The sequence below is a fragment of the Rhodopila sp. genome (assembly GCF_965277165.1).
Classification (GTDB): domain Bacteria; phylum Pseudomonadota; class Alphaproteobacteria; order Acetobacterales; family Acetobacteraceae; genus Rhodopila.
The window spans coordinates 619,320-632,511 of record NZ_CBDICE010000006.1; the positions used below are offsets into that span (position 1 = coordinate 619,320).

At 65.4% G+C, this 13,192-nt stretch carries 13 protein-coding genes and 1 pseudogene; 8 read left to right on the forward strand and 6 right to left on the reverse strand.

All coding sequences use genetic code 11. The features are described from left to right. Positions 1-5: 5 nt before the first annotated feature. On the reverse strand, positions 6-182 hold the full coding sequence (locus tag ACQY4Y_RS14505) for a DJ-1/PfpI family protein (protein WP_428491314.1): 177 nt from the start codon (positions 180-182) through the stop codon (positions 6-8). 257 nt (positions 183-439) lie between these two features. Between ACQY4Y_RS14505 and egtB the strand changes: the two genes are divergently transcribed. Both egtB and egtD read left to right on the forward strand, forming a co-directional pair. Next, entirely contained in the window at positions 440-1,642 is a 1,203-nt protein-coding gene (gene egtB / locus ACQY4Y_RS14510) for an ergothioneine biosynthesis protein EgtB (protein ID WP_428491315.1), read from the forward strand. Positions 1,643-1,654: 12 nt separating this feature from the next. After that, positions 1,655-2,608 (forward strand): L-histidine N(alpha)-methyltransferase, encoded by a 954-nt coding sequence (gene egtD / locus ACQY4Y_RS14515; protein WP_428491316.1) that lies wholly within the window; start codon positions 1,655-1,657, stop codon positions 2,606-2,608. A gap of 135 nt (positions 2,609-2,743) precedes the next feature. Here the strand turns inward: egtD and ACQY4Y_RS14520 are convergent, their stop codons facing one another. Further along, positions 2,744-3,235 (reverse strand): sigma-70 family RNA polymerase sigma factor, encoded by a 492-nt coding sequence (locus tag ACQY4Y_RS14520; RefSeq protein WP_428491317.1) that lies wholly within the window; start codon positions 3,233-3,235, stop codon positions 2,744-2,746. A 234-nt stretch (positions 3,236-3,469) separates the two neighbouring features. Here ACQY4Y_RS14520 and ACQY4Y_RS14525 point away from each other — a divergent pair, with 234 nt between their 5' ends. From ACQY4Y_RS14525 to ACQY4Y_RS14545, 5 genes are all read left to right on the forward strand, one after another. Beyond that, positions 3,470-5,044, forward strand: coding sequence for a hypothetical protein (locus ACQY4Y_RS14525; protein ID WP_428491318.1), 1,575 nt, complete (start codon positions 3,470-3,472; stop codon positions 5,042-5,044). Between the two features lie 313 nt (positions 5,045-5,357). Further along, positions 5,358-6,182: a polysaccharide biosynthesis/export family protein gene (locus ACQY4Y_RS14530; protein ID WP_428491319.1), complete on the forward strand. Its 825-nt coding sequence runs from the start codon at positions 5,358-5,360 to the stop codon at positions 6,180-6,182. A 273-nt stretch (positions 6,183-6,455) separates the two neighbouring features. Continuing rightward, a complete protein-coding gene (locus ACQY4Y_RS14535) occupies positions 6,456-6,758 on the forward strand; it encodes a hypothetical protein (RefSeq protein WP_428491320.1) in 303 nt (100 codons plus the stop codon). 3 nt (positions 6,759-6,761) lie between these two features. After that, positions 6,762-7,892, forward strand: a complete 1,131-nt coding sequence (locus tag ACQY4Y_RS14540; RefSeq protein WP_428491321.1) for an alpha/beta fold hydrolase — start codon at positions 6,762-6,764, stop codon at positions 7,890-7,892. A gap of 2 nt (positions 7,893-7,894) precedes the next feature. Next, complete coding sequence (locus ACQY4Y_RS14545; RefSeq protein ID WP_428491322.1) at positions 7,895-8,710, forward strand: DUF72 domain-containing protein; 816 nt, start codon at positions 7,895-7,897, stop codon at positions 8,708-8,710. A gap of 65 nt (positions 8,711-8,775) precedes the next feature. On the opposite strand, the gene ACQY4Y_RS14550 is transcribed toward ACQY4Y_RS14545, so the two are convergent. From ACQY4Y_RS14550 to ACQY4Y_RS14565, 4 genes and pseudogenes are all read right to left on the reverse strand, one after another. Then, entirely contained in the window at positions 8,776-9,483 is a 708-nt protein-coding gene (locus ACQY4Y_RS14550) for a DJ-1/PfpI family protein (RefSeq protein WP_428491323.1), read from the reverse strand. Positions 9,484-9,623: 140 nt separating this feature from the next. Further along, positions 9,624-10,880: pseudogene (locus ACQY4Y_RS14555) on the reverse strand (DHA2 family efflux MFS transporter permease subunit); the annotation flags it as partial. A 27-nt stretch (positions 10,881-10,907) separates the two neighbouring features. Beyond that, complete coding sequence (locus tag ACQY4Y_RS14560; RefSeq protein WP_428491324.1) at positions 10,908-11,201, reverse strand: hypothetical protein; 294 nt, start codon at positions 11,199-11,201, stop codon at positions 10,908-10,910. Between the two features lie 37 nt (positions 11,202-11,238). Next, positions 11,239-12,357 (reverse strand): HlyD family secretion protein, encoded by a 1,119-nt coding sequence (locus ACQY4Y_RS14565; RefSeq protein WP_428491325.1) that lies wholly within the window; start codon positions 12,355-12,357, stop codon positions 11,239-11,241. Between the two features lie 158 nt (positions 12,358-12,515). On the opposite strand from ACQY4Y_RS14565, the gene ACQY4Y_RS14570 reads away from it, so the two are divergent. Continuing rightward, entirely contained in the window at positions 12,516-13,112 is a 597-nt protein-coding gene (locus ACQY4Y_RS14570) for a TetR/AcrR family transcriptional regulator (RefSeq protein ID WP_428491326.1), read from the forward strand. Positions 13,113-13,192: the final 80 nt, after the last annotated feature.

Sequence of the window (13,192 nt, forward strand, 5' to 3'; positions counted from 1 at the left end):
CGGCGTCAGGCTGCCTTGCGGTCCCCGGTGGCGCCGACCAGTTTCATCATCTCGCAACAGAAATCGGGCAGAGCGTCTGGACTGCGCGAGGTCACCAGATTACCCCCAACGACCACGGATTTGTCTTCCCAGATCGCGCCGGCGTTGGTCAGGTCGGCGCGCAGTGACGGCCACGAGGTCATGTGATGACGCGCACGCCACGGCAATCTTTCCGCTGGCGATGTCTTCCAAGCCTCAGGCTCCTCCGAATTCGTGGCAACGGGCGCGCCCGCGGCGCGTTGCGTTAAAATGCCGCCATGTGGATGCACGGTGAGGCGGTTTGTGATCTCAGGTCAACTCTTACTAAACCGCGATTGCTCACCATAGAATGACAAGAAAATTCTGGCTTATTCGAGTTTAGACAGTAAGTGCCGGCGGTAACACGCCAGTGGAGGATACGATGGACGACGTTGGACTTTCCCACGAACCTTCGCGCGCCAAGGAATTGTCCAATCGTTTCCGGGATATACGCGCCGCTACCGAGGCTCTCGCGGGCGGATTGACCGAGGCGGACCAGTGCGTCCAGTCGATGCCCGACGCCAGCCCGGTGAAATGGCACAGAGCCCATACGACGTGGTTTTTCGAGCAGTTCGTGCTGGTTCCGCAGGTGGCGGATTACCAGGTGTTCGATCCGGCTTTCTGCTTCCTGTTCAACTCCTATTACGAGGCTGTTGGACCGCGGCATCCGCGCCCAACACGCGGCCTGGTGACGCGGCCGTCCGCCTCGGAGGTGACGCAATACCGCCGGCACGTCGATAGCGCGCTGCGCCAGGCGATTCCACTGCTGGGGGCGGATGTGCTCGGCATCGTCGAGCTTGGCCTGCACCATGAACAACAGCATTTGGAACTGCTGATTACCGACATGCTGCACGCGTTCGCCGCCAACCCGCTGGATCCGGCCATGATCGCGGATTGGCGCGAACCAATCGGTCATGATGGCGAAACGACGTTCGTGGCATGCGGTCGCGGACTACATCGGATCGGCCACGAGGGCGCTGGGTTTTGTTTCGACAACGAAACTCCATCGCATGACGCTTATTTGCATCCCCACGCCCTGGCCTCGCGCCTGGTGCGCAATCGGGACTGGGTCGAGTTCATCCGCGACGGCGGCTACCGGACCTCGTCGCTGTGGATGTCGGACGGCTGGGCCGCGGCGCAGTCCAATGAGTGGCGGGCACCGCTGCATTGGCGTGAACACGACGGGACATGGCTGCAATTCGGGCCGGGCGGCCTGGCGGATCTGGTTTTGGACGCGCCGGTGCGCCACATCAGTTGGTACGAGGCCGACGCGTTCGCTCGCTGGAGCGGGGTTCGTTTGCCGACCGAGGCGGAATGGGAAGCGGGGCGCACCAATCCGGCGATTCACGAGACCACCGGCTATGTCTGGCAATGGACTGAAAGCGCCTATCGGCCATACCCCGGGTACCGGGCCGCGGTGGGTGCGATCGGCGAGTATAACGGAAAGTTCATGATCAATCAGATGGTTCTGCGCGGTGGGTCGATGGCCACGCCTCGTGGCCATGGACGCCCCACCTATCGGAATTTCTTCCACCCCGACAAGCGATGGCAGTTCAGCGGCCTTCGTCTGGCAAAAGACCTATAATCGGAGGCTAACGTGCCGAACGATACCGGATTTGTGCCGCATGATACGCGGGCAGACGTGGTTGATGCTGCGATCTCGGGGTTGAGCGCTTCGCCCAAGACGCTGCCGCCCACCCTGTTCTATGATGCCGAAGGCTGCCGGCTGTTCTACGAGATCACCAGGCAGCCGGAATATTACCTTACGCGAACGGAAACCGTGTTGTTGCGCTCAATCGCACCGACGCTGGTGCCGGATGGCTTCGGCGATGCGGTGCTGGTTGAATTCGGCGGCAGCGACGAGAGCAAGGCTCGGATTCTGCTGGACCGCCCGGACACGTCGTTTCAGACCTATGTCTCGATTGACGTGGCTGAGGTGGCATTGCGGGCGATGCGCGACCGGCTGGAGGTTTCGCATCCCGGCTTGACGGTAGTTCCGGTGGTTGCCGATTTCATGCAACCGCTCCAGTTGCCGGCGCTTGGGTCGCCACGCATGGGGTTCTTCCCTGGATCGACGATCGGCAACCTGGATCCAGCGGCGGCGACACGGTTCCTGGCGGCGGCGCGGGTCTCGCTTGGCGCGGACGCGTGGTTCCTGCTGGGGGCGGATTTGCGCAAGAGCCCCAGGGTTCTGCTGCCCGCTTACAACGATGCTGCCGGAGTGACGGCGGCGTTCAACCTCAATCTGCTACGGCGGCTGAACCGCGAGGCCGCGGCGGATTTCAAGCTTGATGGGTTCCGCCACGAGGCGATCTGGAACGACCGTGACAGCCGGATCGAGATGCATCTTGTATCGGATCGGGAGCAGTCGGTTTGCCTGGCTGGGCGTAGGATCGACTTCTTCGAAGGGGAATCGATTCATACTGAGAACAGCTACAAGCACACCGAGCAGAGACTGGTAGCGATCGCACGCGATGGCGGATGGGAGGCTCAGCGGGTCTGGAAGGATCCGGCCGGGTGGTTTGGGATTTTCCTGCTTCGAGGTGGCTAGACCACGGATTTGCGGTTTGCTGGGAGGGCGGGGTTCATCCGCCGGCTGGTGGGGGTCCGGCGCCCCCACATGTCGATTTGCGATGTTTGCCGGAGGTCGATGGTCCCGCCCGGTGTAACGGCGGGGGTGGCGCGGTTAGGCGGCCATTTTGGTTTGGTCGCCCATCAGGTAGGCGCGCAGTTGCAGCCGAGCGCGGTGGACGCGGCTTTTCAGCGTGCCGATGGCGCAGCCAGTCTGCTCGGCGGCGTCCTCATAAGATTTCTCTTGCAGCACGATCATGAAGAGCGCCTCGCGCTGGTCGGGCGGCAGACGCTCGAGCGCCCAGCCGAGTTCGCGCAGCGCGGTGCGATCTTCGTGCGCGGCGGCAACGGGAACCTCGGGCATGTTCTCGGTATCGGTGAATTCGCGCTTGCTGCGAACGCTGCTGATGAAATGGTTGATCATGATGCGATGGACCCAGGCCGAGAAGTTCGTTCCGGGGATGAAGCAATCGCGCGCGACCAGGGCCTTGGTGGCGACGTCCTGCGTCAGGTCGTCGGCAGCCGCGCGGTTACGGGTCAAAGCCAACGCCCAGACACGCATCTTCGGCATGAACGAAATGAGTTGATCGTGAAATTCCTGTGGCATGGTCGACGCCTCCTGATCGTTCAGTTGTGGCTGGCCTTGTGGACCTGTGGGCTGAACCGGAGGTGTGCAAGGCGGCTGACATGACGGTGATGAACAGGTTGCGTTACGGTTTACGTAAGATGTAACGATCGCGTTAGCGTGATGTCACGTCGGCATGAACACAATCACTTTTATTGTGCCCGCGCTCGGGGCGCCGCATGACTGAGGCAACGCCGTACACAGCGGGGGATCAACGTGCGTCTTGCCATTTCGGCCGTGGCAGCGGTTTCCGGCCTTGCTCTGCTGGGTCTTTCGATCTACGGGCAGCCCGCGATCTATCTTCATCAGGCGCGTGAGCAGTGGAATTCGCTGCTGGACGGGGCACCGGCGGAGCCGACGGCCGAGCCCGATCACGATATCGCGGGTGGGCGTGTGGCGCAACTGCAACAGCGGGTGACGCAACTCGAGGACGAGTTAGCCAGCAAACCGGAGCCGTCGCCGGCGAGTCCGGAGGCTGTGGCGCCGTCGTCCCCGGCTCCGCCCGAGACGGCTCGGCTGGGGACAAGTCAACTGGAGGCTGCGCTGGCCGCCGCGCCGCCGGCGGTTGCGCCGCTGAGCGGTCCGCCCCCGAGTAGTCCGCCGCCGAGTGCGGCAGGTCAGAGTGCGGCGCCTTCGGCTGTTGCGGTGCCGCGGAATTTGCCGCCGCAAGGTTCGGTGCTGGCCTCGGCGGCGGCGCTGTCTTTGCCGGTACCGCCGGCTTTGCCGGTGCCGCCCGCGCCGCCGGTGGCTTTGCCCGCCTCGGCTGTGCCGCCGGCACCACAAGTGGGGGCGCCACAACAGGCAGCGCCTCGGTCGGCGGCGCCTGAAGGCGCGGAGGCGCGTCCAGCGGCGGCTGCCGCGCCGGCGGTCGCGGTGCCGGAACGGAATGAAATCGCTGCCGCTTCGTCGGGGCCGGTGCCTGCTGGCGTCGAAGCGGCTGGGCCCGGGTCCAGAAAGGACGTGGCGGCGATGACCGCGGCTGAACGGGCCGATACGGCGAAGGCAGAGCCGGCGAAGGCAGAGCCGGCGCCGATCGAGGCGGTGCCGAGCGGGGCGCCGGGTGGGGCGGATTCGGGCGCGGCGGTTAAGACCGAGGCGGCGAGGACCAGACCAGGCAGGCCGGAGGCGGCCAGGGCAGGGGCGGCGAGGCCACAGGCGCCCAGGACCGACGCAGCCAGGACCGACGTGGCCAGGACCGACGTTGCCAGGACCGACTCGGGCAGGACCGACTCGGGCAGGAACGGATCGGCCAGGGGCGGGGTTTCCAGGACCGAGCCGGCGAAGTCGGCGCCGCAGAAGCTTGCGTTGGCGAGGCCGGCACCGCCGCCACCACCGCCACCGGCTCGTCAGGAGCAGCCCGACGATGCGCAATCGGTATTGGCGCGTTTGCGCCAGCTTGCCGCGCCCGATGTTGCTCCGCAGCAACCGGACAATCCGCCGGCGGAGCCAAGACCGCGGATCGTCTCATCGCCGACCTTGCCCAAGCTGAACGCGGCGCGGGCGGCGTTAGCGGCCGGACGGATCGAGGATGCGCGGCGCTTGCTGCAGGAAGCGCAGCTGCAACTGGTCTTTCGTCCGGTCAATGGAGCCGGCGACGAATCGCCGGGCGCGGCGAGGAGTTCGGCTGACGTGGCGCATGCGCTCGATGCATTGAGTGGCAACGACGTTGCATTGAGCCGGCGCTATATCGATGTGGCGGCGGCTGATTTGTCGGGTGGCGGTGCGCGCGAGCCGGTTCAGCAATCGGAAATCCGCGCGAACGGCTATGCGCCGGCCTACCCTCCGCGCTAGTATCGCGAATCAAGAAAGCGCGATACATTGCTGTTCGCTTTCAGGACTAGCACGCAACAGGTGACGCTGCCGTTACGTCAAGGGGCGCTGGGATTTGGCTGGAATCGGCTGACCTTGGTTGGCATAAGGCTTGCTGCGTGGCGTTGGTGATCGTGTTTCGAGGCTCGCGCCTGGCCCTGAAGTGGATGCGAGGGGCGAGATGCGGGTCGCGCGATGAGAGTTGCCGGATGACAGGTGCCACACGGGTTTAGTAAAGCCGCCTTGGGCGAACGTCAGAGTCTTCGCTGAACCAACCGACAGGGGTTAACAACACATGAATGAAGAAGCCATCCGCATGGTGCTCCCAAGCAACGAAACCGGACGCTGGGTTCGGCGCCCCCGGGTGATCGCTCCGGCCGGGATCGTGTTCGCGGGGGCGGTTGCGTTGGCGGCGTGTTCCCCGGTGCCGGACCTGCCGCCGGCGCCGATGGAGCCGGCGGCGTCGACCTACACGGCCAATCTGCCGCCGTATCGGATCCAGGTGGGTGACACGCTGGATGTGCGTCTGCTGCTGAATCCGGAACTGAACGAGGAAGTGACGGTTCGGCCTGACGGTCATATCTCGACCACGGCGGTCTCGGACGCGGTGGCGTATGGCCGCACGCCGGCCGAACTGGCGGAGACGCTGCGCAAGGGCTACGCGAAGGAGTTGCAGAATCCGCGGGTGACGGTGGAAGTGAAGTCGTTTGCTCCAACCAGGGTCTATGTCGGTGGCGAGGTGAACACGCCGGGCGAGTTCATCACGGTCGGGCCGACGCTGACGCTGTCGCAGGCGATTGCGCGGGCGGGCGGCACCAAGCTGAGCAGCGACGATGGGTCGGTGTTCATTATCCGGCGCGGTCCCGGCGACAAGCCGAAGTTCCTGTCGGTGAAATGGCGGGCGTTGCGCCAGGGTCGCGATCCGGATGCCGATATCCGGCTGGCGCCGTATGACGTGGTGTATGTGCCAAAGCTTGGCATCGCCGAGGTCTATCAGTTCTACAACCAGTATATCGGGCAGTTCGCCAACCCCAGCTTCGGGTTCTCCTACCTGCTCAACCCGACCAGCACCGGGGGTTCGGTTGTTGCCGCGCCGGTGGCGGGCGCAGCCGCGCGATAACGCGAATGCGGCGTCGGGTGGTCCGGCGCCGCGTTTCGATCCGCTGATAGACGTTGCCCTGGGCCTGTCGTTTGCCGGGACGGGTGCCTGGGGTTGCGCGTGGGTTGAGTGTTGGCCGCGACGTGGCGAGACAAAAGGTCGAGTAAACCATTCATGGGTGCATCAGGGTGGAAAACGCGAGCCGATGAACGGGCGGGGGCGCCGCGATTCGTTGGCATGACCTTTGCGCTTCCGGGGGATGTTCGTTTCACCGCCTTGGAAAGCGGGGCAACCTTGGCGCTGCCGGCAGGCACCTTCACCGGGCTGGATATCGCGGACCGTCAGACGCTGGCTGACTGGCTGGAGGATGCCGACGGGATCGATACGGTGATGGATTTTTCCCCTCGACGGTGGAACGTTGCCGGGGCGCGCGGTATCCTTGGTGTTTTCGAGGCCGGCAGGGAGATCGCGACGTGGCTGATCGTGCGGGAAGGGTCGGGCTGGATTTTGTTGCGGTGTCGCGATGGTTCCATTTCTAACTTAACGAGCCGGCTGGCGGACGTACTGCGGCTGATCGACAGGCAGCGCGGCGGCTGAAGGGTGGCGCGCCTTGCCGGTGGGCGGGGCGCATCGGTGCGGCGGGCGGGGTCGGAATGCACCCGGCTTGAACGGTCCGCCCAGCGCGATCATGCTCAGGCAATGATGTTTCCGATCACCGAGCATGTGGCGGGCGGCGAACGCCATTCGACGTTTTATCTGAGTTGCGGCGCCGCCGATGCGCCTCCGCTGATCTTTGTGCATGGCTGGCCGGAGCTGTCGATCAGTTGGCGGCATCAGCTTCCGGTGTTCGCGGCGCTGGGTTTTCGTGCCATCGCGCCGGATATGCGGGGCTATGGCCGGTCCAGCGTTTACCCTCGGCACGAGGACTATGCGCTGGAGCACAGTGTGGCCGACATGCTGGATCTGCTGGACGCGCTGGGGCGGGACAAGGCAGTGTGGGTGGGCCACGACTGGGGCAGCCCGGTGGTGTGGAGCCTGGGCAGTCATCATCCCGAGCGTTGCCTCGGTCTGGTCAATCTGTGCGTGCCGTATCTGCCGGGCGGATTCACGCCGGGGGAGACGGGTCCGCTGATCGATCGCGGTGTGTATCCCGAGGCGGAGTTTCCTGCTGGCCAGTGGGACTATCAACTGTTCTACCAGGAGAATTTCGCCAAGGCGGGGGCGGATTTCGAGGCTGATGTGGCGGCCACGGTGAAGGCGCTGTTCCGCAAGGGCAGTGCCGCGGGCAAGGGGCAGCCGTCGCGCACCGCGCTGGTGCGGCGTGACGGCGGCTGGTTCGGCGGCGCGGGACGAGCGCCCTCGGTGCCTCGGGATGGCGAGGTGCTGAGCGAGGCGGATTGCAGCGTTTATGTGGCGTCGTTGCAGCGCAACGGGTTTTTCGGGCCGGATTCCTGGTACATGAATCATGCTCGGAATGGTGCGTTCGCGCGGCAGGCGCGGGATGGCGGCCGGCTGTCGATGCCGGTGCTGTTCCTGCACGGGGCGTTTGATTACACCTGCGAGACGATGGACTCGCGCCTGGCGGAGCCGATGCGGGCGTCTTGTGCGGATCTGAGCGAAGTGGTGGTTCAATCGGGGCACTGGATGGCGCAGGAAAATCCGGTCGCCGTGAACGCGGCGCTGGCGCGGTTTTTGGCGACCAAGCTGGCCGACGTCTGGCGGGACGGTTGATCATGCCGCCGGGTGGCGGGGGACGGATCCGGATCGGTGTCGGCGGGTGGACCTATGAACCCTGGCGCGGGGCGTTCTATCCGGATGGTCTGGCGCACCGGCGGGAGCTGGAATTCGCCAGCCGCAAGCTGACGGCGATCGAGATCAACGGCACCTATTATGGGTCGCAGAAGCCGGCGAGTTTCATCAAGTGGCATGATGAGACGCCGGAGGATTTCGTGTTCTCGGTCAAGGGGTCGCGCTTCACCACCAACCGCCGGGAGCTGGCCGAGGCCGGCGAGTCGATCGATCGGTTCTTCAGCAGCGGTGTGATGCATCTGGGGGCCAAGCTGGGGCCGATCCTGTGGCAGTTCATGGCGACCAAGAAATTCGACCTGGCCGATTTCGAGGGCTTCTTGCAGCGGCTGCCGAGATCGGTGGAGGGCCGAGCAGTGCGTCATGCGGTCGAGGTGCGGCATGACAGTTTCCGCACGCCGGAGTTTGTCGCGCTGGCGCGCGAGCATGGGGTTGCGATCGTGGTTGCGGGGGATTCGGTGTTTCCCCAGATCGCCGATCCGACTGCGCCTTTCGTGTATGCCCGGATCATGGGGACGGCGGAGGGGGAGGCGCTGGGGTATAGCGCGGGGGCGCTGGACCGGTGGGTCGATCGCGCTTGCCAATGGTCCGTGGGTCAGGTCCCGGATGATCTTGAAACGGCAGGTCCGGCCAGACCTGAGAGCACGCCGCGTGACGTCTTCCTGTTCGTGATCAGCGGCTTCAAACAGCGGAATCCGGCGGCGGCGATGGCGATGGTCGGGCGGGTAGGCCGCGGCGCCTGAGCGGCCGGCGCTTCGGGTACGGGATTCGCGTATCGCCCTGTTGCCGACCCTCTAACGGCGATGGTTCAGTTCTGCTTGATTCCAAGCTGGGCGGCGATGCGTCTGGCGGTGGCTTCGCGCCGCGTGGTGAGGTCTCGCAGCGCATTCCGCGCCGCGGACAGGATGGCCGGCGGTGCGGTTTCGGGCGTACCGCTGTTGAAGGGCGGTTCGGGCGCGTAGACCATGTCGAGTTGGATGGCTTGCGCTGCCGCCTCGCCGCGCAGCTCCGCGGCCAGGCGTAGCGCACCATCGATGCCTGAGGTGACGCCGGCGGCGAACACCCAGGTGCCGTCCACGACGACACGGTCGTTCACCGGGATCGCTCCGAAGCAGGGCAGAAGGTGGAGCGACGCCCAGTGCGTGGTGGCGTGGCGTCCGCGCAGCAGACCGGCCGCCCCGCACAGCAGCGCGCCGGTGCAGACCGAGAAGACGCTGCGCGCGCCGGCGGCCTGCTGGGCGATCCAGCCGAGCACGGCCTGATCCTGCATCAGCGCTTCCTGGCCGGGACCGCCCGGGACGTGCAGCACGTCCAGTTGTGGCGCATCGGCCAGCGCAGCGTCCGGCGTCAGGCGGAGGCCGTTCATGTCGCGCACCGGTTCCGCCGTCCTACCGTATATCCGGTAGGTGGAGTTCGGGATGCGGGACAGCACCTCGAACGGGCCGGTGAGGTCGATCTGGTCCAATGCCTCGAACAGCAGGGAGCCTATGGTCAGATGCGTATCGGGCTTGATCATGTGCGGTCTTTCGGACGGTTCTGTGTTGAGGCGGAAGATGGGGCCGGCGGCGTTGGCGTGCATGCCAAAACCCCCTCGCTTCCGGCCAAAAATCGGCGGGTTGAACGGGTCGGCATTTGGCCTTCACGCCGAGCTGGAAATCAGTGCGCGCCGGCGCCGCTGGCGGTGGATTTGCGCATTGCGACCGAGGTCACCAGGGCCAGCAGCAAGGCCGCGCCCATCAGGTAGAATGCGTCGCTGTAGGCCAGGAAATAGGACTGCGCCCGCACGCCGCGGCCGATCTGCACCACCGCTTCGTGCCAGGCGGAGGCGGCATCGCTGATGCCGTTCGACATGAAATACGCCTGTAGTGACGCAATGCGCTGCCTGGTCGCCTGGTTCAGCAGCGAGACGTTGGCGGTGATGATGCTGGAGTGGAACTGCTCGCGCTTGGTGACGAAGGTTTCCAGCGCGGCGATGCCGATCGAGCCGCCGAGATTGCGCATCATGTTGAACATGGCCGAGGCGGAACCGGCGAACTGGCGTTCGATGCCGCCGGTGGTGAGCGCCGAGAGCGGGGTCATTATCAGGGCCTGGCCGACGGCGCGCACCAGGTTGGGCAGCAGCAGCTGGGGAGCGGCGTAGTCGGCGCTGATCCACAAGTTCATGAAGCAGCTGGTGGCGAACAGGGCGAAGCCGACGGCGACCAGCAGCCTGGTGTCGATATAGCGCATCAGCGTGGGCACGAACGGGATCAGCACGAGCTGGGGCAGCCCGGTCCAGGCCAGCACGAAGCCGACCTGTTCGGCGTTGTAGCCCTGCATTTGCGAAAGATAGACCGGCAGTAGATACACCGATCCATACAGTGCCATGCCCATGATGACATTGGCGAGGCTGCCGAGGCCGAAGTTGCGCCGCAGCAGCAGGCGCAGGTTCAACAATGGGTCGCGGATGGTCAGCTCGGTCCAGAAGAACAATGCAAACGAAACCACGGCAATGATCGACAGGCGGACGATGAAGGTGGAGCCGAACCAGTCGTCCTTGTTGCCTTCCTCCAGCACCGTCTGCAGCGAGGCCAGCCCGGTGGCAAGTGTAACGATACCGAACCAATCGCCGTGGCGCAGCATGCCGAGTTGCATCGGCGCCTTGGGCAGGGTGGGCCACAGCGTGGCCAGCATCAAGGCGCCGGGGATCAGGTTGACGTAGAAGATGTATTGCCAGCCGTAGGTCTCGGTCAGGTAGCCGCCGATGGTGGGGCCGATCGCCGGGGCAAAAGTCGCCGAGATGGCGAACAGGGCCAGCCCGATCGGTTGCTTGGCGCGCGGCAGCATGGTCAGCGTCAGGGTGAAGGCGAGCGGGATCAGCACGCCGCCGAAGAAGCCTTGCAGGGCGCGCAGCACGATCATCTGGGCCAGGTTGTGGGCGAAACGCGCAGGCCACCGACATCACCAGGAACATGAAGGTGTTGGCGAGCAGATAGCGCCGGAGCGAGAATACCGGGGCGAGGAAGCCGGGTGAGCGGGATGACGACGATCTCGGCGACCAGATAGGCGGTGGGAGATCCAGCCGCCGTCGTCGATGCCGGCGCCGATCGCGCCCTGGATGTTGGGCAGCGAGGCGTTGGTGATCTGGATGTTGAGCACGGCGATGAAGGCGCCGATCATCGCCGCGGATACCGCCATCCAGGTCTTCATGTCGGCCTGGGGTTCGCTGTCGGCGGGTGGCGCGGAATTGGGCATGGCGGTGCGGGACTGGGTGGGTGCCGGACGGGTTGGATCAGCGCGGCGGGCGGGTGTCGATCGAGGGCTCGACCGACATGCCGGGGCGCAGCACGTCGGCCGCGGTTCCGGAATCTTGATCGAGCACGATCTTCACCGGCAGGCGCTGGACTATCTTGGTGAAGTTGCCGGTGGCGTTGTCCGGCGGCAGCAATGCGAATTGCAGGCCGGTGGCCGGCGCGATGCTATCCACATGGCCGTGGATCTCGGCGCTGGGGAAGGTGTCGACGGAAATCTCGACGGATTGGCCGGGATGCACGTCGGTGAGTTGGGTCTCCTTGTAGTTGGCGACGACGTAGACCGCGTCGAGCGGCACGATCGCCATCAGTTGGGTGCCGGCCTGGACGTATTGGCCGACCCGCAGCGTGCGCGCGCCGACGGTGCCATCGATCGGCGCGGTGAGTTCGGTGTAGCCGAGGTTGAGCCGGGCCTGCTGTTCGGCGGCGCGGTAATGCTGCAGTTGGGCCGTGGCCCTGACCCTGTCTGCCTTCAGCACGTCGATCTGCTGGCGGACCGCCATTAGCGACGCTTGGGCCCGGCCGAGGTCGGCGGTGCGCTGAGTGAGCAGCGATTGGCTCTGCTGGTCCGACTGAATTGTGCCGGCTCCGGAACGGGACAGCGTCTGATAGCGGGCATGGTCCTGCTGGGCGAAGCGCAGCGCGGCATCAGCGCCGATCACCTGCTGGTTGGCCTGCTCGATCAGCGAGGCCTGCAGGGCAAGCTGGGCATCGATCGAGCCGATCGCGGCCTCGGCGGTCTGGCGGTCGGCGACGGCTTGGTGCAGCGCGGTCTGGTAGTCCCGGTCGTCGATCCTGGCGAGCACCTGGCCGGCCTTGACCGGCTGGTTGTCGGTGACCAGGACCTGGGCGATGTAGCCCGGCACGCGCGGGGCGATCAGCGTGTTGTCGGCCTCCACATAGGCGTCGTCGGTGTCGATCATGAAGCGGCCGGTGCGCCAGTATTGGGTGGCGTATTGCGCCGCCGCGGCCAAGCCCAGCACCACGAGGGTGCCGAGGGCGGCGCGCTTGGCCCATCCCTTGCGGCGAGTGCCGACGGGCTGGCGAATGGTTTCCGGAAGGCCGGTTGCGGCTCTTTGTGCTGTGGTAGCCTGGTCCATGAGAGTTCTTGCCGCCTATTTCGCTACACAATGTAGCGGCGGGGATGTGTGCCGGATTCCGCCGTATACAACCCGTGCTGGTTGGAAATACGCGACATGCTGTATTGGAATGGCTTGTCTCGGGCGATCGGTCGCCATATTGCTTGCAGGAGCCCGTCATGCAGTCTTTGGAAATTGCCCGACCGCCCGGACGACCGCGTTGCGATGCGACGCGCACCTCAGTGCTGGCGGCGGCGTATGATTTGTTGGCCGAGGGTGGTCTGAGCCGGTTCACGATCGAAGGCGTGGCGGTGCGCTCGGGGGTGGCGCGCAGCACGATCTATCGCTGGTGGCCGTCGAAGGGTTCGTTGGCGATGGAGGGGTTCCTGCAGGCGACGGCGGCCGATCTGGCGTTGCCGGCATCGGACTCGGTGGTGGCTGACCTGCAGGCGACGTTGCGGCTGTTCGCCAGGCTGGTGCGCGGCAGGGCGGGACGGATCATTCGCTGCATCATTGCCGAGGGTCAGGGCGATCCGGAGACAATCGAGGCGTTTCTGACCGGTTTCGTGAAGCCTCGGCGCGCCGAGGTGAGGGCGGTGATCGCCAGGGGCATTGCGTCGGGGGAGTTGCGGCGTGATCTGGATGTAGAGATCACCTGCTCCAGCTTATTCGGTCCGCTGTATTTGCGCATGCTGTTGAACGAGGGTGTGGACGACACGTGGGTGGACCGGTTGTCCGGCTTCGTTCTGGCGGGGTGCCTGTCGGGGGCGGGTTGATCGCGGCGCCGATTTGACGTGTTTTGGCAGGCCCGGGCGGCGGCGGCGGACAGGCGGGCATGGCAGCTACCCTTGCTGGG